This window comes from Flavobacterium araucananum (assembly GCF_002222055.1).
GTDB lineage: Bacteria > Bacteroidota > Bacteroidia > Flavobacteriales > Flavobacteriaceae > Flavobacterium > Flavobacterium araucananum.
In genome coordinates this window covers 237593-260111 of sequence record NZ_MUGS01000005.1, presented here as the reverse complement: position 1 = coordinate 260111, position 22519 = coordinate 237593, and the positions used below count along the sequence as shown (strand labels likewise).

The 22519-nt window shown below is 34.2% G+C and carries 19 protein-coding genes, 2 tRNA genes and 1 pseudogene; 7 read left to right on the top strand and 15 right to left on the bottom strand.

Annotation, left to right across the window (positions count from 1 at the left end; translation table 11 throughout):
* Positions 1-18: 18 nt before the first annotated feature.
* Positions 19-1797, bottom strand: a complete 1779-nt coding sequence (gene argS / locus B0A64_RS05305) for an arginine--tRNA ligase (RefSeq protein ID WP_089478478.1) — start codon at positions 1795-1797, stop codon at positions 19-21.
* A 329-nt stretch (positions 1798-2126) separates the two neighbouring features.
* Between argS and B0A64_RS05300 the strand changes: the two genes are divergently transcribed.
* Positions 2127-4541, top strand: a complete 2415-nt coding sequence (locus B0A64_RS05300) for a TonB-dependent receptor domain-containing protein (protein WP_089478477.1) — start codon at positions 2127-2129, stop codon at positions 4539-4541.
* A gap of 314 nt (positions 4542-4855) precedes the next feature.
* Here B0A64_RS05300 and B0A64_RS05295 read toward each other — a convergent pair whose 3' ends face one another.
* The 3 genes and pseudogenes from B0A64_RS05295 to B0A64_RS05280 form a co-directional block, all read right to left on the bottom strand.
* Positions 4856-5527: a copper homeostasis protein CutC gene (locus tag B0A64_RS05295; protein WP_089478476.1), complete on the bottom strand. Its 672-nt coding sequence runs from the start codon at positions 5525-5527 to the stop codon at positions 4856-4858.
* Positions 5528-5733: 206 nt separating this feature from the next.
* Positions 5734-6057: pseudogene (locus B0A64_RS05290) on the bottom strand (GIY-YIG nuclease family protein).
* Positions 6058-6698: 641 nt separating this feature from the next.
* The gene (locus B0A64_RS05280; RefSeq protein ID WP_089478474.1) at positions 6699-7706 is read right to left on the bottom strand and encodes a 3-oxoacyl-ACP synthase III family protein; all 1008 of its coding nucleotides are present in this window, start codon (positions 7704-7706) and stop codon (positions 6699-6701) included.
* A gap of 264 nt (positions 7707-7970) precedes the next feature.
* On the opposite strand from B0A64_RS05280, the gene B0A64_RS05275 reads away from it, so the two are divergent.
* The gene (locus B0A64_RS05275; RefSeq protein ID WP_089478473.1) at positions 7971-10382 is read left to right on the top strand and encodes an alpha/beta hydrolase family protein; all 2412 of its coding nucleotides are present in this window, start codon (positions 7971-7973) and stop codon (positions 10380-10382) included.
* Between the two features lie 116 nt (positions 10383-10498).
* Here the strand turns inward: B0A64_RS05275 and B0A64_RS05270 are convergent, their stop codons facing one another.
* The 3 genes from B0A64_RS05270 to B0A64_RS05260 all read right to left on the bottom strand — a co-directional run bounded on the left by B0A64_RS05270 (position 10499) and on the right by B0A64_RS05260 (position 12771).
* Positions 10499-11449: an ABC transporter ATP-binding protein gene (locus B0A64_RS05270; protein WP_089478472.1), complete on the bottom strand. Its 951-nt coding sequence runs from the start codon at positions 11447-11449 to the stop codon at positions 10499-10501.
* A 105-nt stretch (positions 11450-11554) separates the two neighbouring features.
* Entirely contained in the window at positions 11555-12250 is a 696-nt protein-coding gene (locus B0A64_RS05265) for an OmpA family protein (RefSeq protein WP_089478471.1), read from the bottom strand.
* Between the two features lie 17 nt (positions 12251-12267).
* Positions 12268-12771 carry a lipocalin family protein gene (locus tag B0A64_RS05260; RefSeq protein WP_089478470.1) on the bottom strand — a complete coding sequence of 168 codons (504 nt, stop codon included), beginning with the start codon at positions 12769-12771 and terminating at the stop codon, positions 12268-12270.
* Between the two features lie 203 nt (positions 12772-12974).
* Between B0A64_RS05260 and htpG the strand changes: the two genes are divergently transcribed.
* The 3 genes from htpG (at position 12975) to B0A64_RS05245 (ending at position 17153) form a co-directional block, all read left to right on the top strand.
* Positions 12975-14858, top strand: coding sequence for a molecular chaperone HtpG (gene htpG / locus B0A64_RS05255; protein ID WP_089478469.1), 1884 nt, complete (start codon positions 12975-12977; stop codon positions 14856-14858).
* Positions 14859-15055: 197 nt separating this feature from the next.
* Positions 15056-16321 (top strand): patatin-like phospholipase family protein, encoded by a 1266-nt coding sequence (locus tag B0A64_RS05250; protein ID WP_089478468.1) that lies wholly within the window; start codon positions 15056-15058, stop codon positions 16319-16321.
* A gap of 118 nt (positions 16322-16439) precedes the next feature.
* A complete protein-coding gene (locus B0A64_RS05245; RefSeq protein WP_089478467.1) occupies positions 16440-17153 on the top strand; it encodes a DUF4369 domain-containing protein in 714 nt (237 codons plus the stop codon).
* Positions 17154-17232: 79 nt separating this feature from the next.
* Here the strand turns inward: B0A64_RS05245 and B0A64_RS05240 are convergent, their stop codons facing one another.
* The 8 genes from B0A64_RS05240 to idi all read right to left on the bottom strand — a co-directional run bounded on the left by B0A64_RS05240 (position 17233) and on the right by idi (position 21038).
* Positions 17233-17568, bottom strand: coding sequence for a hypothetical protein (locus tag B0A64_RS05240; protein ID WP_123875877.1), 336 nt, complete (start codon positions 17566-17568; stop codon positions 17233-17235).
* Positions 17569-17755: 187 nt separating this feature from the next.
* Positions 17756-17829, bottom strand: a tRNA-Thr gene (locus tag B0A64_RS05235).
* A gap of 282 nt (positions 17830-18111) precedes the next feature.
* Positions 18112-18185 (bottom strand) — tRNA-Thr (locus B0A64_RS05230).
* Between the two features lie 77 nt (positions 18186-18262).
* On the bottom strand, positions 18263-18529 hold the full coding sequence (locus B0A64_RS05225; protein WP_089478465.1) for a hypothetical protein: 267 nt from the start codon (positions 18527-18529) through the stop codon (positions 18263-18265).
* A 57-nt stretch (positions 18530-18586) separates the two neighbouring features.
* Positions 18587-19555: a type I phosphomannose isomerase catalytic subunit gene (locus B0A64_RS05220; protein WP_089478464.1), complete on the bottom strand. Its 969-nt coding sequence runs from the start codon at positions 19553-19555 to the stop codon at positions 18587-18589.
* Between the two features lie 59 nt (positions 19556-19614).
* A complete protein-coding gene (locus B0A64_RS05215; protein WP_089478463.1) occupies positions 19615-20073 on the bottom strand; it encodes a peroxiredoxin in 459 nt (152 codons plus the stop codon).
* Positions 20074-20487: a 6-pyruvoyl trahydropterin synthase family protein gene (locus B0A64_RS05210; protein ID WP_089478462.1), complete on the bottom strand. Its 414-nt coding sequence runs from the start codon at positions 20485-20487 to the stop codon at positions 20074-20076.
* Positions 20488-20510: 23 nt separating this feature from the next.
* Entirely contained in the window at positions 20511-21038 is a 528-nt protein-coding gene (gene idi, locus B0A64_RS05205; protein WP_089478461.1) for an isopentenyl-diphosphate Delta-isomerase, read from the bottom strand.
* A gap of 294 nt (positions 21039-21332) precedes the next feature.
* On the opposite strand from idi, the gene msrB reads away from it, so the two are divergent.
* Positions 21333-21887, top strand: a complete 555-nt coding sequence (msrB, locus tag B0A64_RS05200) for a peptide-methionine (R)-S-oxide reductase MsrB (RefSeq protein WP_089478460.1) — start codon at positions 21333-21335, stop codon at positions 21885-21887.
* Between the two features lie 8 nt (positions 21888-21895).
* Positions 21896-22513, top strand: a complete 618-nt coding sequence (gene msrA, locus B0A64_RS05195) for a peptide-methionine (S)-S-oxide reductase MsrA (protein ID WP_089478459.1) — start codon at positions 21896-21898, stop codon at positions 22511-22513.
* Positions 22514-22519 lie beyond the last annotated feature (6 nt).

Genomic DNA, 22519 nt, shown 5'->3' with positions numbered 1-22519 from the left:
TCTCTGTTTTCGAACTTTTTACATTCTTTCCGGAACTTCTATTCCCAATAATGTAAAAGCAGATTTTATAACTTCGGCTACTTTTTGAGAAAGCTGAACTCTAAATACTTTTTTAGTCAAATCTACTTCTCCTAATATATGAACAGACTGATAAAAGGAGTTGTACTCTTTTACCAAATCATAGGTATAGTTTGCAATTAATGCAGGACTATGATTTTGAGCTGCATTTTGAATTACTTCCGGAAACAATTCGATTTGTTTTACCAATTCTTTTTCTTTCTCGTGCAATTCTTCTGTATTTGTTGTTGCCGAAAAATCAAAATCGGCTTTACGAATAATCGATTGTATTCTCGCGTATGTATATTGAATAAACGGACCTGTATTTCCGGCAAAATCAACAGATTCCTCGGGATTAAACAAAATACGTTTTTTAGGATCTACTTTTAATATGTAATATTTTAAAGCTCCAAGACCAATTGTTTTGTACAATTTTGCTTTTTCATCTGCGGAATAACTATCTAGTTTCCCCAGATCTTCTGATATTTGTTGTGCGGTATCTGTCATATCCTGCATCAAATCATCTGCATCTACAACAGTTCCTTCACGACTTTTCATTTTACCGGAAGGTAAATCAACCATTCCGTATGATAAATGATATAGACTGGAAGCCCAGTCAAAGCCTAATTTTTTAAGGATTAGAAACAATACTTTAAAATGATAATCTTGTTCGTTACCAACAGTATAAACCATCCCGCCAACATCCGGCATATCTTTTACACGCTGAATCGCAGTTCCTATATCCTGCGTCATATAAACAGCAGTTCCGTCTGAACGTAATACAATTTTACGATCCAGACCTTCATCTGTTAGATCAATCCATACAGAACCATCAGGATCTTTTTCAAAAACTCCTCTGTCAAGACCTACCTGAACAACATCTTTACCTAATAAATAGGTATTGCTTTCGTAGTAATATTTATCAAAATTAACGCCTAAGTTATTGTATGTAATGGCAAAACCGTCATAAACCCATTGGTTCATTTTTTTCCAAAGTGAGATTACTTCTTCATCACCGGATTCCCATTTTTGAAGCATTTCCTGCGCCTCAACAATAATTGGTGCTTGCTTTTTAGCTTCTTCTTCGGTTTTTCCGGTTGCTATCAATTGAGAAATCTCTGCTTTGTAAGCTTTATCAAACTCAACATAATATTTACCAACCAGTTTGTCTCCTTTTAAATGGGAACTTTCGGGAGTTTCACCATTTCCAAATTTCTGCCAGGCAAGCATAGATTTGCAAATATGAATTCCACGATCGTTGATAATTTGTGTTTTGTATACTTTTTTTCCCGAAGCTTTAATAATTTCGGCTACTGAATATCCTAACAAATTGTTACGAACGTGTCCTAAATGCAGCGGTTTATTGGTATTTGGCGAAGAATATTCGACCATAATTGCTTTATCGTCCGGATTTGGGGTTGCATAGCCAAATTTTAGATTTTCTCTTATTTCATTAAAGAAATTCAAATAATAACGATCTGCAATTACAATATTCAAAAATCCTGAAACCACATTAAAACGTGCTACTTCAGGAAGGTTTTCTACCAGATAATTTCCTATTTTATTTCCTAATTCTACCGGATTGCTTTTAATCACTTTTAGTAAAGGAAAGATCACCATTGTAATATCGCCTTCAAACTCTTTTCTGGTAGTTTGAAATTCGATTTTATCAACAGTAACATCAAATAATGCTTGTATTGCTTTTTGTATAGAAGGGGTAAGAATTTGTGATAATGACATGTAAACTTATTTTTAAAGTGAGCAAAGATACTGCTTATTCATCAATTAGAGAAAATGAAAAACATATAAAATACAACAAAACACTTAGAAATCTGTAAAAAGGATTTTGATTTGATTGTTAAAATTATCAAAAAATTAAAAGCGTAAACTATTAAGAAACAGGTTCTCTTAAAAAAAATACAATATTTTTTATTTTTTCCTGTAACATATCGATCGTTAAAGAGTCTTAATAGGAACCTGAATTCGTTTAAGGCAAAAAAAAATCTAGCAAAAAACAAAAAAACAAATCATCATCAATCAAATCAAATCAAAATAATCAATACCACATTATGAAATTAAAATTCTTTCTGTTCGCATTACTGGGTGTAATTGCAACAGCTCATGCCCAGAACGCGGGAACGGTTTCGGGAAAAATTATCGAAAAATCAAATAACGCCCCTATTTCTTACGCAACAGTCTCAATCAAAGACAACGGAAAAGTCGTTACTGGTGTTAACACAGACGAAAATGGAACTTACACGATCAAAAATTTAGCTTTAAAAAGTTATACGATCGAAATTCAATACATTGGGTTTAAAAAATATGTTGCGGCAATTATTTTAAGCGATGCTAAAAAAACAGCAACTCTCAATGTTTCTCTTGAAGAAGAAGCTACACAACTTAAAGGCGTAAATATTGTAAGTGATCGCTCGACAATAGAACAAAAAATCGACCGTAAAGTAATCACTGTGGGAAAAGACCTTACTACTGCGGGAGCTTCGGCATCTGATATTATGAACAACATTCCGTCTGTAAATGTTGATCAGGACGGAAAACTTTCTCTTCGCGGAAATGACAATGTACGTGTTTTAATAGACGGAAGACCATCGAATATTGATCCTGCTCAATTGTTGAAACAAATACCATCAACTTCTATCAAAAAAATTGAGTTGATTACAAATCCAAGCGCAAAATACAATCCCGAAGGAATGTCAGGGATCATTAATATCGTTTTGCATAAAAATGCAAATACTGGTTTTAACGGAACTTATAGCGGGGGAATTACTTTTGGAGAAACGGCAAAATACAACCAATCTTTAAATTTAAACTATAAAACAGGTAAAGTAAATTTCTTTGGAAACGTAGGTCAAAACTTTGGAACGTATTTTAATGACGGCCATATTTCAAGAGTAGATCAGGACATTACTCAAAATTTGAATATCAAAAATGAGAATGATTCGTATTTGTACAAAATTGGAATGGATTATTTAATCGACGATCATAACACTTTATCATTTTATACGAACCAAAATAAATCTAACGGAAAAGGTTTTGTAGACACCAACATTGATTACAAAAATGTAACCGATTCTGATTTGGCCAACATTTTTCAAAAATCAAAATACTCAGGTCCGGATCAGGTTGGAACTTATAATTTAGCATACAAACACATCTTTAAAAAAGAAGGTCATACTTTAGATTTTGAAGGAAACTATAGTGACAACAAAGAAACGCAATATGCTTCTTTTGATACACAGTCCACAAAACTTGACAATACTGTAAACAGTGTTCTTTATGATGATTATATTAGAGGAACCCGTAAACTAAGTACTTTGAATGTTGATTACGTAAATCCGTTAAACGATAAAACTACTCTTGAAGCTGGTGCCGAAGCGAGAATTACTAAAACAGATAACGATTATATTACCGGAAACCCACTTGCAGCGGTTCCTGTTTCTAATTATACGTATGATACTGATATTTATTCTGCCTATGTTACTTTTGGTCAAAAATTTAAAAAATTCAGCTACCAATTAGGGGCTCGTTTTGAAAGCTATAAAGTAGCTGCTAACTTAAACCATGGCGAAACTAAATTTGATGATGATTATATTACTTTATATCCATCGGCTTATTTTACTTATAATCTGAATGAGAAAAATACTTTTCAATTTAGCTATAGCCGTCGTGTAGACCGCCCTAGTTTAGAACAAACAAAACCTATTCGTGAGTTTTCTACTCCGTTAGTAACTTCATTGGGAAATCCGGAGTTAAGACCTCAGTTTACCAACTCGGTAGAAATAAACTATACAAAAACTCTTGAAAAAGGAAGTTTTACTACCGGTATTTTTGTTAGAAGCATTAACGATCAAATTAGTAGAATTTTATATCCGGACGACACAGACCCTAGTGGTAACAAGCAAATCATGACTTTTACAAATTATGATCACAATACTTCTTATGGTTTCGAGGTTTCTTTCAATTACAAAATCACAAAATGGTGGGATATCCAGCCGTCTATCGATTTCTCGAGCATCAATCAACAAGGAGTTGTGTTTTTGTTTGACCCAATTACAAAAACAAGTAATCCAATCGAAAGAAAAGTTACTGTTGCTGCATTTAATGGTCGTATGAACTCAAACTTTAAAGTAAACAAACGTTTAAGCTTTTTATTATTCGGATTTTACAGAGGTGCTGTTGATGGACTTCAAAATAATAGCCATGAAATGTACAAAATGGACATGGGTTCGCGTTATACATTGTTAGACAGCAAGATGAACATTAGTTTACGTTTTAATGATGTCTTTAATACTATGAAATATGCTTTTGATACAATGTATCCTTATCCTCAGTCAGGACAATTTAAATGGGAAAGTCAAACTGTTTATTTAGGATTAACCTATAATTTTGGTGGAGCAAAAATCAAAAACCTGGAACGTAAACAAAGAGAAGATAACACTAATAAAGGTGGTGGCGGAATGTTTTAATCCCACTTTTACTAGTAGATTTTAATAGTTCTTGTAGAAAAAGAAAAGCCTGGAGTTTGCCAACTTCAGGCTTTTCTTATTTAATATTTTAACCCGTCGGGTGTAATTACTTCGTCTGTTCGCTTGGCTTGGGTCAAAATATATATTTAACACATAGAAACATAGATTTTTTTAGCTAAAAAGAATGCAAAAAGAAATACATTTCTTTCCCATAGCCTGGCTATGTGCGTTTTAAATAAGTGAAACGCCTTTTTTGAAGGTTCAAAAGTTATGTTTCTTTGTGTTAAATTAATTACACCCAACGGGTTAATATTTTATAAAAAATCCTTTAATTCTTTTATCTCTTCCGGATTTGCAGTTTCGGTGCCATTTGTAATGGCTGATGAATGGTAAAATGTAGGCTCTAGTTTTTCTTGCAGCAGTTTAATGTTCGAAGATCTTAAACCACCTCCCGGCATAATTTCGATTCGGCCTTTGGCCAGTTTCTGAATCAGTTCTAAATCAGCAATTCCTTCTTCGACATTTTTTCCTCTTCCCGAAGTTAAAATCGTTTGAAAACCACAATCAATTACATCTTCCAGACCTTGCTCTATAGATTTGACAACATCAAAAGCACGATGAAAAGTACAGGAAAGCGGACTTGCCAAATTGACCAATTCCTGATTTTGTTTTTTATTAACGCTTCCGTCCGAATTTAAAATCCCGAAAACAAAACCATCAATACCCAATTTTTTAAGGTGTTTTATATCTTGTTTCATTTCAATAAATTCATCATCGGTATAATTAAAATCCCCTCCTCGCGGTCTGATAATAACATGCATTTTGATCGATACTATTTCACGAACTCGTACTGCCAAAACAGCATTTGGCGTTATGCCGCCCAATTGCATGTTTTCGCATAATTCGATTCTGTCTGCACCATTATCTTGTGCAATTATTGCCGATTCGTAATTGAAACAGGCTATTTCCAGTTGATTTTTTTTCATTTTGATTATTTAAAAAAGGTCTGCAACTTCGCTCAGATTTACATATTTTCTCTAAACAATAATTGTAACTAAATGTCATCCTGAGCGAAGTCGAAGGCGCGCCAATTGTAACGTGTCTTCGACTTCGCTCAGACTGACAAATCTTATAGACAAAACATCAATTAAACCTAATATCACCCGGAGCGAAGTCGTGGGCTAATTTACTACTAAACATTCTTTTTATGAAAATTTTTATGTGTAGTTTCATTTAAACATTCCGAAAGTTTTTTTAAATCTTCCCACTTATCATTTATTATGGCTTCTTTCTTTTTTCTACTCCAGCCTTTTACTTATTTTTCGAATACGATAGCTTGATTCACTTCATTAAATTCAGTACAAAAAACCAATTCAAGAGGTCTCTTATCATAAGTGTAACTTCCTTTATTTAAACCAAAACAATGTTCATTAAATCTTCTTTCTACATCATTTGTAACTCCTGTGTAATAACTATCATCAGAACATTTTAATATATAAACATAATACCTTTTCATTTACTCACTTTTTTAGAAACTCAAAAGTAAGAAAAATGTTTCAAAATTAAATTCTCTTTATTCGGGATGTCATCCTGAGCGGAGTCGAAGGCTTGCCAATTGGAACGTGGGCTTCGACTTCGCTCAGCCTGACATAGAAAATCTAAATAAACAAAGCACAAGAAATCTCGTTTGTCTTCCTGAGCGAAGTCGAAGGCATACCAATTGGAACGTAGGCTTCGACTTCGCTCAGCCTGACATAGAAAATCTAAATAAACAAAGCACAAGAAATCTCGTTTGTCTTCCTGAGCGAAGGCGAAGGCGTGCCAATTGGAACGTGAGCTTCGACTTCGCTCAGCCTGACATAGAAAATCTAAATAAACAAAGCACAAGAAATCTCGTTTGTCTTCCTGAGCGAAGTCGAAGGCGTGCCAATTGGAACGTGAGCTTCGACTTCGCTCAGCCTGACATAGAAAATCTAAATAAACAAAGCACAAGAAATCTCGTTTGTCTTCCTGAGCGAAGTCGAAGGCGTGCCAATTGGAACGTAGGCTTCGACTTCGCTCCTCGCAAAGACAAGATTACCTAACAAAACACGAAAGTATAAAAAAACCTGCCCTTAAAAAGAGCAGGTTTTAAAATATAATGCAAGATGAATTAATTTACCATTTAATGATAGCACTTGCCCAGGTAAAACCACTACCAAAAGCAGCTAAAACAACTGTATCTCCGGATTTGATTTTTCCTTGTTCCCAAGCTTCAGTCAAAGCAATAGGGATAGAGGCTGCGGTTGTGTTACCGTATTTCTGGATATTATTATGAACCTGATCATCTGTTAGTTTGAACTTGTTCTGAATGAATTGTGAAATTCTTAAATTTGCCTGATGGGGAATCAACATATCGATATCTGAAACTTGTAAACCGTTTGCTTCCAGACCTTCGTTAATTACTTCGGCAAAACGAACTACTGCATTTTTAAATACAAATTGTCCGTTCATGTACGGATAATAACTTTCGTCGTTCGGGTCATTATCAGCCAAAATATCAGTTACCCAACGTGCTCCCATTCCCGGTGCCTGCAAAGCTAATTCTTCTGCATGTTGCCCTTCTGAATGTAAATGTGTCGATAAAATTCCTTTGGTCAAATCTTCTTCACGGCTTAAAACTGCTGCTCCTGCTCCATCTCCAAAAATTACAGAAACACCACGACCACGAGTAGTCATGTCTAATCCGGTTGAATGTACCTCTGAACCAATTACCAGAATATTTTTATACATTCCGGTTTTAATGTATTGATCTGCAACCGAAATGGCATAAACAAATCCAGAACATTGATTTCTAACATCTAGTGCCCCAACGGTTCTTAATCCTAAATCACGTTGTACTAAAACTCCTGGCCCTGGAAAATAGTAATCCGGACTTAATGTAGCAAAAACTACAAAATCGATATCTTCTTTGGCTATGCCAGAACGTTCTATAGCAATTTTAGCTGCTTTTACTCCCATTGTAGTTGTGGTATCCTCGCCGCGAATAATATGTCTGCGCTCCTGAATTCCTGTACGCTCCTGAATCCATTCGTCATTGGTATCAATAAGCTTAGATAAATCGTCATTGGTTACAACATTTGAAGGAACATAATATCCTAAGCCTGCTATTTTTGAATGATACATATTCTTTTATTGTTTGTTAAAAATTGGATTGCAAATTTAAGTATACTTTAAAACATAAGCGTACAAATTACTATTTTTTTCGTTATTAGCAATTTAATATACTTTAAATATACAACCTTTTAAAACCATTTATCTTGCAAAAAACCAGCTTTTATCTCAAAAAGATGAAAAGTATGAAAAATAACAAATAAAATGTAACAAGTTTAAAGTACTTTAGTCAAACAATATGAATAGCATTTTTTTTAAACCACTAAAATTCAAATTATGAAATTAAAGGTTACTCTCCTCTTATTTCTAAACATTGGCTTTTTTGCCTTTGCTCAAGAAAACTTAACCTATCAAAAACCATCTAAATCTATCTTAGATTTAGCCGATTACCAAAAGGCTCCAACAGTATCTATGGATACTAAAAACGAGAATATACTATTTTTGTATAGAAACACATACAAAACTTTAGACGACTTAAATCAGGAAGAGCTCCGTTTAGGCGGCTTAAGAATTAATCCCGTTACCAATATTTCGAGCACGGTAACATATACGATCAATCTTAAACTAAGAAAAGTTAGTGAAAAAGATGAAATTCAGGTCGTAGGTCTGCCTGAAAATCCTAAAATCAGTAATATTTCCTGGTCGCCAAACGATAAGAAAATTTTGTTTTCGAATACCGTTGCCACTGGTGTAGAACTTTGGGTTTTGGATGTTGCGACTGCAAAAGCAACCAAACTTACAGAAGCTACTGTAAATGCAAATCTTGGCAATCCGTTCAGCTGGTTTTTAGACAGCGAAACTGTTTTGGTAAAAATGCTTCCTAAAAACAGAAAGCCTTTATTAGATGCTAAAAAAGATTTACCAACCGGACCAATTATTTCAAGCACAGCCGGAGCAAAATCGCAAAACAGAACGTATCCTGATATGTTGAAAAATCAAAATGATGAAATTAATTTTGAAAACATCATTACTTCTGAATTGTATAAAGTTACGCTAAACGGAACTGCTACTTTGTTCAAGGATGCAGCAATGTATGCCGGAGAAAGAATCTCACCGGATGGTAATTATATTATGCTGACTACAATTCAAAAACCGTTTTCGTATGTAGTTCCTCTAAATAGATTTCCGTCTAAAACAATTGTTTATGATGCGAGAGGAAAAGAAGTAAAAACAGTTAACGAAGTTCCTTTAAACGAGGTGATCCCAAAAGGTTTTATGGCGGTTCGAAAAGGAAAGAGAGAGATGACATGGAGAAATGATAAACCTGCAACATTATCGTATGTTGTCGCTTTAGACGAAGGAGATCCGGCAAATAAAGTAGATTTTAGAGATGAAGTTTTTCTTTGGGAAGCTCCTTTTGCAAATAATGCAACTGCATTGGTAAAAGTACCACAACGCTACAACAACATTGTTTGGGGTAATGACAATATTGCTTTTCTTACAGATGAGTGGTACGATACCCGTAACACCAAAACATATTTGATTAATCCATCCAATACAACCCAGCAGCCAAAAATAATTACAGATAGAAATCAGCAAGATGTTTATTCTGACCCGGGAGCTTTTGAGACTAAAAAGAATGAATACAACAAATACGTTTTAGCACTTGAAAAAGACAATGCGTATCGTATTGGTGAAGGATATACAAAAGAAGGTCAATTTCCTTTTATTGATGAATTCAACATCAAAACCTTGCAATCCAAGCGTATTTACACTTCAACTTACAAAGACAAAAAAGAAGATTTACTAGAAATTAGCGATTTAAAATCCGGCAAAATTTTAGTTCAGATTCAGTCTAAAAGCGAAGCTCCGAATTATTATTTCAGAAATATCAAAAAACAAAACAGTCTAACACCAATAACAGCATTCAAAAATCCGTTTGAAAGCATTAAAAACGTAAGCAAGGAAGTAATCAAATACAAGCGTAAAGATGGTGTTGAACTTTCGGGAACTTTATATTTGCCTGCCGGTTATGACAAAGTCAAAAAAGAGAAATTGCCGTTATTAATCTGGGCTTATCCAGCGGAATATAAAGACAAAAACAGCGCCGGACAATCGACTCAGAACTCAAATGAATTTACGGTTCCTTATTACGGATCGTTTGTATATTGGGTAACCAAAGGTTATGCGGTTTTAGATGATGCTGCGTTTCCTATTATTGGAGAAGGAACCACAGAACCTAATGATAATTTTATACCTCAACTTGTAGATAATGCAGCTGCTGCAATTGATGCTGTTGATGCTTTGGGATATATTAACCGCAAGAAAGTAGCGATTGGCGGACACTCTTACGGTGCTTTTATGACGGCAAACTTATTGACTCATTCTAATCTTTTTGCTTGCGGAATTGCCAGAAGTGGTGCTTACAACAGGACTCTGACCCCGTTTGGTTTCCAGAGCGAGCAACGTAATTACTGGGAAGCTCCTGAGGTTTACACAGCGATGTCTCCTTTTATGAATGCAGACAAGATGAAAACACCTCTTTTATTAGTTCATGGTGAAGCAGATAATAATCCCGGAACTTTTACTTTGCAAACAGAGCGTTACTACCAGGCTTTAAAAGGTTTGGGAGCAACTACCAGAATGGTGATTTTGCCTAAAGAAGCGCATAGTTATGTTGCCAAAGAAAACATTTTGCACCTGCTTTGGGAACAAGATCAGTTCTTAGAAAAGTATTTGAAAAACTAGATTTCTTCAAACAATTTAAAATAAAAAACCCGACAGATTTTTAAAGGCCTGTCGGGTTTACTATTTTATTAAGTAAAAAAAGAATTATCTAATTTTCTAATTGACACATTCTCTAATTATAAATAATTTAAGCCTAAAAATATTTCCTGTTCAAGTGGCAAATCAATTTCACTTTCAAAGAACACAAGCTGTCTTTTATAGACTGTTTCGATTAAATAGTGATTTCCTCTAAAATAAGTTCTTCTAATTTTTACCGGCAAATTAGATTCTGCTACCATTTTGAACTGGTGCGGATAGACCAATGTTTTATGAGTTTGATCTTCGTAAGAAAGTAATAAATGAGTAGGAACTTCATTTACTTCTCCAAAAAGTGATGCTACATATTTCGTTTCGGGATCTTCGTATATTTTTATAGGATCGTCCTTTACTATTATTTCTCCGTTTCTCATTACGATCGCCTGATCTGCAAACGACAAAGCATCTGTACTATCGTGGGTTGCAATAATGCAGGTAATCTCTTTTTGTTTTAAGTATCGAAATAAATTCCGGCGTAAAGCATTTTTACGAAAAGCATCAATCTGGCTAAAAGGCTCATCGAGCAAAATAACTTCGGGCTCTAATGCCAAAACTCTTACCAATGCTACTCTTTGCTGCTGTCCTCCACTTAAAAACTTAGCTTTTACATTCGAGAACTGCTCCATTTCGACCATCTCCAATAATTCCTGAACACGTAATTTTTTCATGTTCGCAAAACCATTAGAAAGAAATTTCCCAACATTCTCTGCCACTGTTTCAAAAGGAGACAAATCAAAATCCTGAGCCAGATATTTCATAAATGGCATTCCGGGAATCAAATTGTATTTAGGACCATAAATTGGCTTATCGTTATAAAAAATCTTGCCTTCATCTAAGTCATATAAACCGTACATTAATTTAAGAAGTGTACTTTTTCCGCAGCCACTTTCGCCAATAATAGCAATATTTTCGCCTTTATTAATGGTAAAAGAAACGTTTTTTATAACGGGGCTATCGGTATACGAAAAAGAAATATTTTGAATGTCGAGCATGGGTTGTATTTGAGAGTTCAAATTTACAATGTTTAATTTCTAAAGTCAAAAAAAAGCTGCTTCAATTATGAAACAGCTTTTAAGAAATTTTATTGCGCTTGAAACTTATTTTCCAGCCTGAGTTTTTGCATCATTTACCATTTTGTCATTTGCAGTAATAGAAAACTCTACACGACGGTTTTGTGCTTTTCCTTCGGCAGTATCATTTGTTGCAATTGGATCTGCAATTCCTAAACCTGAAGTTTTGAAACGGCTTGATTTTAATCCTTTTGAAACTAGATAAGCTTGCACTGATGCAGCTCTTTGTCCTGAAAGTGTTAAGTTATATTCTGGCTTTCCTGTATTATCAGTATATCCAAAAATTTGAATATCAGTATCTCCGTACTCATTGAATACAGGAACTAATTTATCAAGATTTGCTTTTGCCTGAGTTGTCAAAGTTGATTTGTTAGTATCAAAACGAACAGAATTTTCATTTAACGTTAAATGAATTCCTTCACCAACTCTCTCTACAGAAGCACCTGGCAAAGCCTGATCAATTTCACGAGCTTGTTTGTCCATTTTATTTCCAATAAGGGCACCAGTTCCACCACCTACGGCAGCACCAATAGCAGCACCTAAAGCAGCGTTTCCGCCGTGTCCTAAATTATTTCCTAAAATACCTCCAATAAGACCACCTGCAACTACTCCAATTCCGGCTCCTTTTTGTGTATTATTTGCATTTTTTACTGAATCGCAACTTGCAAAGAAACTTACTAAAACCAGTAAACTACTTAAACCTAATACTGTTATCTTTTTCATATTATATATTTTTAATTTTAATTAGCTCTTTGAAATTGGTATACAACATCTTTTACCTGTCCACCAACGTTGATATTATCTACTAACTGAAATGAATTATCAGTTAAACCGGCAACTTTTAATAAGTATCCGTCTCTTACTTTTTTTGCTTTTATACCAGCATCAAGAATTTTAAGTACAAACATGCCCTGATTATTGATACTCCAAACAATTGGCGAGTTAAAAGCCGTACAGCTTGGCGCTGTCAAAGCCATTGATCCTTTATTATTGTTTGAGATAAAATTCCAGGTACTTCCAATAAAACATTTAGAATCTGCAAGATCAAAAGAATTTACCTTGATGTATTCAGAACCAGGATAAGACACATTGGTTAAGACCCAATTTCCTTTAATCGCTACCTGAGTCGATTTGTCAAGTTTAGTCGATAGCGTAGTTGCTCCTGATGAAGCAGTTGTAGACGAAGCTGATTTACACGCGAATAACATCGTGGCGATCATGCAAATGAAAATAATTTTCTTCATTTTGTACTTTTATTTAAGTTAATACTTACTTATTTAACAATTATTATAGCACAAAGATACAATTCGTAGAAACATCTTCGGTTTTAAAATCTACTTTTTTTCTTTCAAAATTAACACTTACGCCATTTTGTCACCCAAAAATACATTGGTATTCTATTTGAAGAAATGAGAATCATCACTTTAAACTAAAAAATAATAAAAATATGACAACAGGTAAAATTAATGTTTCGGTAGAAAACATCTTTCCCTTAATCAAAAAGTTCTTGTACAGCGATCACGAAATCTTTTTACGTGAGTTAATTTCGAACGGAACCGATGCTACTTTAAAATTAAAACACCTTATTAGTATTGGTGAAGCCAAGGTAGAATATGGAAATCCGGTTATCGAAATTAAAATTGATAAGGAAGGAAAAAAAATACATATTATTGACCAGGGTCTGGGTATGACAGCTGATGAAGTTGAAAAATACATAAACCAGGTTGCTTTTTCAGGAGCCGAAGAGTTCCTTGACAAATACAAAGACTCTGCCAAGGATTCTGGAATTATTGGTCATTTTGGTCTTGGATTTTATTCTGCTTTTATGGTTGCAGAAAAAGTAGAAATCATCACTAAATCATACAAAGACGAACCAGCTGCACACTGGACTTGTGACGGAAGCCCGGAATTTACCTTAGAGCCTGCTGACAAAACTTCACGTGGTACAGAAATCATCCTGCATGTTGCTGAAGATTCTCTTGAATTTCTTGAAGATTCTAAAATCACCGGATTATTGAATAAGTACAATAAGTTTATGCCTATTCCGATTAAATTTGGAACAAGAACAGAAACACTTCCAAAACCGGAAGATGCTCCTGAGGATTACATAAACGAAACTATAGAAGTAGACAATATAATCAATAACCCAAATCCAGCCTGGACTAAACAACCAACTGAGTTATCTGATGAAGATTATAAAAGCTTCTACAGAGAATTGTACCCAATGCAATTTGAAGATCCGTTGTTCAACATTCATTTAAATGTAGATTATCCTTTTAACTTAACCGGAATTTTGTATTTCCCTAAGTTAGGATCGGATATGCAAATTCAGAAAGATAAAATTCAATTGTACCAAAACCAGGTTTACGTTACAGATAATGTAGAAGGAATTGTACCTGAATTTTTGACGATGCTAAAAGGTGTTATTGATTCTCCGGATATCCCTTTGAATGTTTCCCGTTCAGGATTGCAAGCAGATGGTGCTGTTAAGAAAATCTCAAATTACATTACCCGTAAAGTAGCAGATAAACTAAAAGCGTTGTTCAACGAAAATCGTGCTGATTTTGAAGCAAAATGGAACGATATCAAAATCGTTTTAGAGTACGGAATGCTTTCTGAAGATAAATTTTACGAAAAAGCAGGTGCCTTTGTATTGTATCCAACGGTTGATGATAAATATTTTACTCTTGAAGAATTAAAAGAGAATTTAAAAGACAAACAAACCGATAAAGACGGAAAATTAGTTGTTCTGTATGCCGGAAACAAAGATGCGCAACACTCTTATATACAAACAGCAAAAGACAAAGGATACGAAGTATTGCTTTTAGATTCTCCGATTATCTCGCATTTGATTCAAAAAATAGAAGGGGATAACCAAGAGATAACTTTTGTTCGTGTAGATTCTGATCATGTTGATAACTTGATCAAAAAAGACGAAAACACCATTTCTAAATTATCTGATGAAGAAAAAGAAACGCTAAAAACTTCATTAGAAGCTTATATTCCTAAAGCATACAGTGTACAACTGGAAGCTATGGATAGCCAGGCTGCTCCGTTTATCATCACGCAACCAGAATTTATGCGCAGAATGAAAGAAATGAGCCAATCTGGTGGTGGCGGAATGTTTGGAATGGGTAATATGCCTGAAATGTACAATCTGGTTGTAAACACAAATTCAGATTTGGCTACAAACATCCTGAACACTGAAGACAAAACGCATCAGGAACATTTGGTAAAACAAGCTTTAGACTTAGCTAAATTGTCACAAAACCTTTTAAAAGGCGAAGCTTTGACTGCTTTTGTAAAAAGAAGTTTTGAAATGATCAAATAAGGTTTTTAAAATCTTAACCCAATTATTCAAGCCTCGTAAGTTAAACTTACGGGGCTTTTTTTTGTTTTGTAATAATAATTTATAAATTTAACCTTATTAAAAAACGAGGATTTAGTCCCTTTTTAATAAGGTTTCTTTAATTTTATTTATCCTAAAAAAATCAAACAAGTGATTACCAATCCCTAAATCTAAAAATCATGGATAAAATAAAATTTACTGAAAACGGAGAAATCCTGACTATTCTAAAAGAGCTGAAAGAACAAATCAAGGATAAAAATTTCTCGGATATTGTAGATGCCAACAATTACCAGTATGTCGATCTTGTCCAGGAAGGTGGTGGTGTATTGGGCATCGCACTGGTTGGTTATGTTTATATTCTGGAACAAATGGGTATTCGGTTTTTGAGTTTAGCAGGAACATCAGCCGGAAGTATCAATACGATGCTAATGGCGGCGGCAGGCACAATCGATATTCCAAAATCCGAATGGATATTAGACTGCCTGTGCAATAAAAACTTATACGATTTTGTTGATGGAGATCATGATGCAAAAGAATTTATTGATGCTTTGTTAAGCGATTCCAGCAATCTAAAACTAATTATGAAAGGATATCAGGTGGTCGATAATTTTAAGGACGATCTGGGCTTAAATCCCGGCAACAATTTTCATCAATGGATGACAAATTTACTTTCGCAAAAGGGAATTAAAAATTATGCCGACTTAAAAGCTTTACGTCAAAAAGGTGTTTCGGATCAAAACAAATTATTTCGCATCAATAAAGTTAAACTTGGAGACAGAGCCGAATATGATCGCCCTGACCATTGGAGCGAAATAGCGATAATTGCAGCAGATATTACAACGGAAAGTAAAATTATTTTCCCAAAAATGATTGATCTGTTTTATTCGAATCCGGATATTCAAAATCCGGCTGATTTTGTGCGGGCTTCTATGTCAATTCCGCTATTCTTTACTCCTTTTAAAATAAAAAATATTCCCACAGGTATTGAATCCTGGAACAGGTGGAACGATGCAACAGGTTTGAGAACTTCTGTCCCATCAGAAATTATGTTCATGGATGGAGGGATTATATCAAATTTTCCTATCGACATCTTTCATGAGAATCTTTCTATTCCCGCCTCTCCTACTTTTGGGATTAAACTGGGTTATGATAAAAATGAAATTAATGCAAACGAAAAAATAACAAACGTCATCAGCTCTATGTTTGATACTGCGAGATATGGTTATGACTCTGAATTTTTAAGAAAAAATCCGGATTTTAGAAATCTAATAGGGTACATTGATACCGGAAGTCACAACTGGCTAAATTTTAATCTTACCGATGACGCAAAAATTGACCTTTTTATTCGGGGAGCTCAAAAAGCTGCCGAGTTTCTGAACAGATTTAACTGGGAAGAATACAAGAAAATAAGAAAAGCCAAAAGCGAGTATTACAGAACTGTTTAGAAAAAAAATAGCAATCCCAATTTAGAAATAGATTGGGATTTATTTTTGAGTAAAATTTAAACACTACTTCCTTACATTCAAACTATTTTCTTTATTTTGCAGCAAAATCTAAAAACCAATGAAAAAATCAATTATTGCCTTTGTTACTCTTGCCCTGTTAGCATCTTGTAGCAAAAAAGAATCAACTGACAATTTGCACCTTACAGGAAATATAAAAGGATTAAAAAACGGAACTTTATATATTCAAAGAATCGTTGACACATCCCTTGTAGCTATAGACAGTATTAAGATAGACGGGAACTCAGCGTTTGAAAGCGACATAAAATTAGAGTCTCCGGAAATGCTTTATTTATATCTGGATCGTGGTGTAACCAATTCATTAGACAATAATATTTTATTTTTTGCTGAACCGGGAAATATTAACATCGATACCAACTTAGATAATTTTATTTACGGTGCCAAAATTACCGGATCTAAAAATCAGGAATTATACGACGAATACAAAAAAATAAATTCTCGTTTCAATGACGAAAGTCTTTCTATGGTCGAGACCAGGTTTAATGCTATAAAAAGACAAGATCAAAAAGCTCTTGACAGCATTAATGTAAAACAAGAATCAAATATCAAACGAAAATATTTGTATGCTACAAACTTTGCCATTAACAACAAAGATCACGAAATAGCCCCTTATATTGCTTTATCCGAGATTTACGACATCAATATTAAATTTCTTGATACCATTCAGAAATCAATGACTCCTAAAGTAGCGAATTCTCTTTACGGGAAGAAATTAACGAAGTATGTTGCTGATCGTAAAAAAGAACAACAATAGAAATAACTTAAAAAAATTAAACCATAAAACTAAAACGCCCTGAATTCAGGGCGTTTTTAGTTATAAATTGGTTTGAATTCTACTTGAATTCTTTTAAACATTTGTAGCTAACCCTGAATAAAATATAATAAAGGAGTATCGTAGCACAAATAAACCAAAAGAGCAGAAAAACGAGTCCAAAAATATTTGCCAGACCCGGCATGGCATCGTTCTCGACAGGATATATAAAGGTTGCAACAAAGGGTTCTGCTATAATTCTAACAAGCGTTAAAAAAATGGCAAGACCAAATCCCGAAAATCCTAAAACGGATAAAAGATTGGGCTCTCCTGTTCTCTCTTTTGCGTAATCATTTGCGAGTTGATCATTTTTTAGTTCAACTCCTTCATAACCTGAAGCATCTTCAATCTGTAGCATTTTTCTTAATTTTTTACAAATGTAAGAATTATGCTTCATATAAAAAATTATCTCTTTTAAACTAAAAAAACGCGCTGAATGCTCAGCACGTTTTTTTCTTAGTAAAGGCTTCCCTTAAATAACCAAAATCTGTTATTTGAGTTTATTCCAAAAAAAAACCACCACTAAAAGTGATGGTTTTATGTTGAGCCGGCGGAGGGACTCGAACCCACGACCTGCTGATTACAAATCAGCTGCTCTAGCCAACTGAGCTACGCTGGCGACTCATTATGGGCGCAAAGATAAACATGTTTTTCGTTTTTCCAAAAAAAAATACGCTTCTTTCCCAAGCATTTTTCTGAGAAATTAAATCTAATTTCCTAAAACTCTCAAAATGAATATCCTTTGTATTTTTAAACCTCCTAAATAATTAAAAAAAAATAATTATTCGCATTTTGTTTTTATGATAAGAGAGATCCCAGGCTAATTGCAAAGAAATAAAATTTGAATTTTGAGTTTATTCCAAAAATAAAACCACCACTAAAAAGTGATGGTTTTATGTTGAGCCGGCGGAGGGACTCGAACCCACGACCTGCTGATTACAAATCAGCTGCTCTAGCCAACTGAGCTACGCTGGCGACTCATTACGGGTGCAAAGATAAGCCTGTTTTTCGTTTTTCCAAAAAAAAAATAAACTTTTTTTGCTTTTTTTTGCTTACAATTCGTTGATTTTAGCAATCAATTGATTTGCAGTTTGTTCCAATTCAACATTTATTTGTTTGAAGTGTGCTTTTTTATTTTCAACATTTTTAGCATTTACTTTAGTGATCAAAGTATCAAAAGCAGCGATAGCTTCGTCGATCAAAGTATTTGTTTCCGGAGTAGGACTTCCTGTTGTAGACATTTCAAATAAGTAAACTGCCTCTATAATATCTCCTAATACGAAGTTGATGTCTTTCTTTAAATTTTTAACGTTTGCCATTTTTATTTTAATTTTAATTTGCGACTGCAAAAGTACATATAATCTTTTTATTAAGCGCTATGAAATGTAAATTTCTAAAATTGAAGCTTTTCCATTTAAAATAAATGCATTTATCTCAGCGGGAACCAAAATCGTATCTCCTTTTATATAGGTTTGTTTAAACTCCGGATATTCAATTTCAAAAGTTCCTTCGATACACATATAAACCGTAAATGTTTCTCCTGATTTGACAACATTAATTTTATCTTGCAACGGAATAAAATTGGTGGTAAAATAAGGACAATCTACCACTACATTTGATGTATTTGCTTTTGTCTCATATTTTTTTTGTGTATCGACTTTATTATAGTTTATAGCATCAAGTGCCAGATCTACATGAAGCTCTCTTTTATTGCCTTGTGCATCTACCCGATCAAAATCGTATAAACGATAGGTAATATCAGATGTTTGCTGAATTTCGGCTACTACCAATCCTGCACCAATGGCATGAACGGTTCCGGTTTCCAGAAAGAAAACATCTCCGGCTTTTGCTTTTACATCGTCTAAAATAGAAACCAATGTAGCATCATTTAGATGTTTCAGATATTCGGTTTTACTAGAATCTTCTTTAAACCCAACGATGATTCTGGCATCTGGATCAGCTTGGGTAACATACCACATTTCTGTCTTACCAAAAGAGTTATGACGTTCTTTGGCCAATTGATCGTTTGGATGTACTTGTATCGAAAGATCTTCGCGAGCATCTAAATACTTAAAAAGCAACGGAAATTGTTTCCCAAAGCGTTCGTGAACTTTTGTTCCCAAAATTTCGTTTGGCAGTTCCTCAATAAGTTCTGTCAATGATTTTCCTTTCAAAACTCCATTAGACACAACACTCACGTCACCTTCTACGGTCGACAATTCCCAGCTCTCGCCTGTTATCTTAGAAGTGATTGGTTTATTGAGAATTGTTTTTAACTTTTCTCCTCCCCAGATTCTATCTTTTAAAATGGGCTCAAATTGCAACGGATACGTCTTTATACTCATGTTTTTTTAATGCTAATATCTTTATTAATTCAATATCAATCTGATACTATTTTTTACTTCTATAATACTAATTCTTTGATTGTTTCTAGTGCTTTCGGAATGTGTTTTCCGGCATTCATACTATCAAAAATCAAAATAACAACGCCATTTCTGTCAATAACATACGTTACTCTGCCAGGTAAAAGACCAAACAAACTATCGCGAACACCAAAAAGGTGTCTTAATTTTTTATCCTGATCAGATAATAATATAAATGGCAGTTGATGTTTGTTGGCAAATTTATGATGCGATTTTACACTATCGCTACTAATACCAATTACCTCAGCACCTAAGTCTTTAAAATCTTCGTACTGATCTCTAAAACTACAGGCTTCTGTAGTACATCCGGGCGTATTATCTTTTGGGTAAAAATAAATCACAAGAGGTTTTCGTCCCAAAACACTTTGGCTTTCAAAAACTTCTCCATGACTATCTTTTGCAGTAAAATTGGGAACTATATCTCCTATTTTTAGTGACATTTATTCTTCTCCTTTATAAGTTACAAAATTGCGGTCCGTTTCATTCAATACGATTTCTAAGTCAAAATCGGGTTGAATTCTTTTTTTAATTTTATTCCATATCACAACAGCAATATTTTCAGCAGTTGGATTCAAATCCTGAAATTCCGGAACATCCAGATTCAGATTTTTGTGATCAAACGGTATTTCTACTTCTTCGTGTATAATATCCGCTAATACTTTCACATCTACAACAAAACCGGTTTCGGGATCAATTTTTCCTGTAACACTTACTGTTAAACCATAATTATGACCATGAAAATTGGGATTATTACATTTTCCAAAAACAGCATCGTTTTTTTCAAATGTCCAATCTTTTCTGTGCAATCGATGTGCAGCATTAAAATGTGCTTTTCTTGATATGGTTACTTTCATTTGGGAGGTTGGTTAGTCTTGGGTTAAAGCTTGTGGTCTTCTAAATAATGATCAAATTCATCAAAAATTATTTTAAACCAAACGGTATAAATTTCAGGTTGTTTCTCTATATCTTGTTTTACATCTTCGATCTTCATCCATTTCCAATCTTCGACTTCATCCATATTTATGGCCGGATTATCATTATAATACCCAATCATAACATGATCAAGTTCGTGCTCTGTTAACCCGTTATCAAAAGGTGCTTTATAAATAAAGTGAAAGAGCTCTTTTAACTCTGCATTAAAACCCATTTCTTCAAACAATCTTCTGCTTCCGGCCTGAACATTCGTTTCTCCTTCACGCTGATGGCTACAACATGTATTGGTCCAGAGTAAAGGCGAGTGGTATTTGTGATGTGCGCGCTGTTGCAACATAATCTCGTTTTTATCATTTAAAATAAAAACTGAAAAAGCGCGATGTAAAACAGCTTTTTCATGTGCTTCTAATTTTGGCATTAAGCCAATTTGCTCATCGTTTTGGTTTACTAATATTACGTTTTCTTCTATCATAGGGCTTATTGATCAAACAAAAATACGAAAAAAGAAATGGCTTGAAAATCCTGAACAAGATTGTGAAAAGTTTAACGAGCTTACTTTTGTACAAAAAACTGACTTACAACAAAATACATATCATATACAGGCTAAATTCCTTTAGAAATAAAGCCTTAAAAACTAAAACCCTGTGTTTTACGTACATAATAAAAGTTAAAACATACTTAAAAAACTCTCAATTGTAAAGTACACGACATTTCAAGGCGAAATCTAGTTGTACCTTTGATAAACAGAATTAAAGCTCTCACAAAAATGAAAACAAAAACCCAAATCTTCAGCCTTTGCTTTTTAATTCCGCTCTTTATTTTACAGGCATGCGGACAAAGCGCAAAAAAACAAAATACCACAACAGTAGTCATGGAAAACAAAATTAGTAAACCCGGAAATCCTTATTATTCGAATACAGATACCACCAAACTCAATGTGAGTAATGCAGAGTGGAAAAAAGTATTGCCCGAAGATGTATATGATGTTATGCGAAATGCAGATACTGAAAGACCTTTTACGGGAAAATACTGGAATACAGATGAAAAAGGAACTTATTATTGCGCTTCCTGCGGAAACAAACTTTTTCGCTCCGGCGCTAAGTTTGCCAGTAGTTGCGGATGGCCAAGCTTTTTTGAGCAAGACAACAAAAAAAGCGTAGTGTATAAAAGCGACAACTCTTTAGGAATGGAAAGAACCGAAGCACTTTGCGGGCGTTGTGGCGGTCATTTAGGTCACTTATTTGACGATGGACCCGAGCCAACCGGAAAACGCTATTGCATGAATTCGATTGCACTTGATTTTGTTCCTGATACTAAATAATAAAAAACATGAAAAATATATTTCTGATTGCCATTTTTGCATTATCCGTAAATGGATTTGCGCAAAGTAATAAAACAAAAAGCGCCTCAAATCTTGAAACCATTACACTTGGCGGAGGTTGTTATTGGTGCGTTGAAGCAGTTTACGAAAACTTAGACGGAGTAAAATCTGTGGTTTCCGGTTTCTCCGGAGGAAAAGTTGCCAACCCTACTTATGAAGAAGTTTGCACAGGAACAACCGGTCATGCCGAAGTAGTTCAGATTACGTATGATAAAAATGTAACCGATCTTGACGAAATCTTTAAAGTTTTCTTTACAGTTCATGATCCTACAACATTAAACAGACAAGGTGCAGATGTTGGAACGCAATATCGTTCTGTAATTTTTTATAAAAATGCAGAACAAAAAACTGCTGCCGAAAGTATTATTGCCGAGTTAAACAAAGCAAAAGTCTACAGTAGTCCAATTGTAACAAAAGTAGAACCTTTTAAAGCTTTCTATAAAGCCGAAGATTATCATCAGAATTATTATGCCAATAATAAAAACCAACCGTATTGCAAGATGGTTATTCAGCCTAAAATAGAGAAATTTGAGAAAGTCTTTAAAGACAAACTAAAAAAGAAATAATTATTA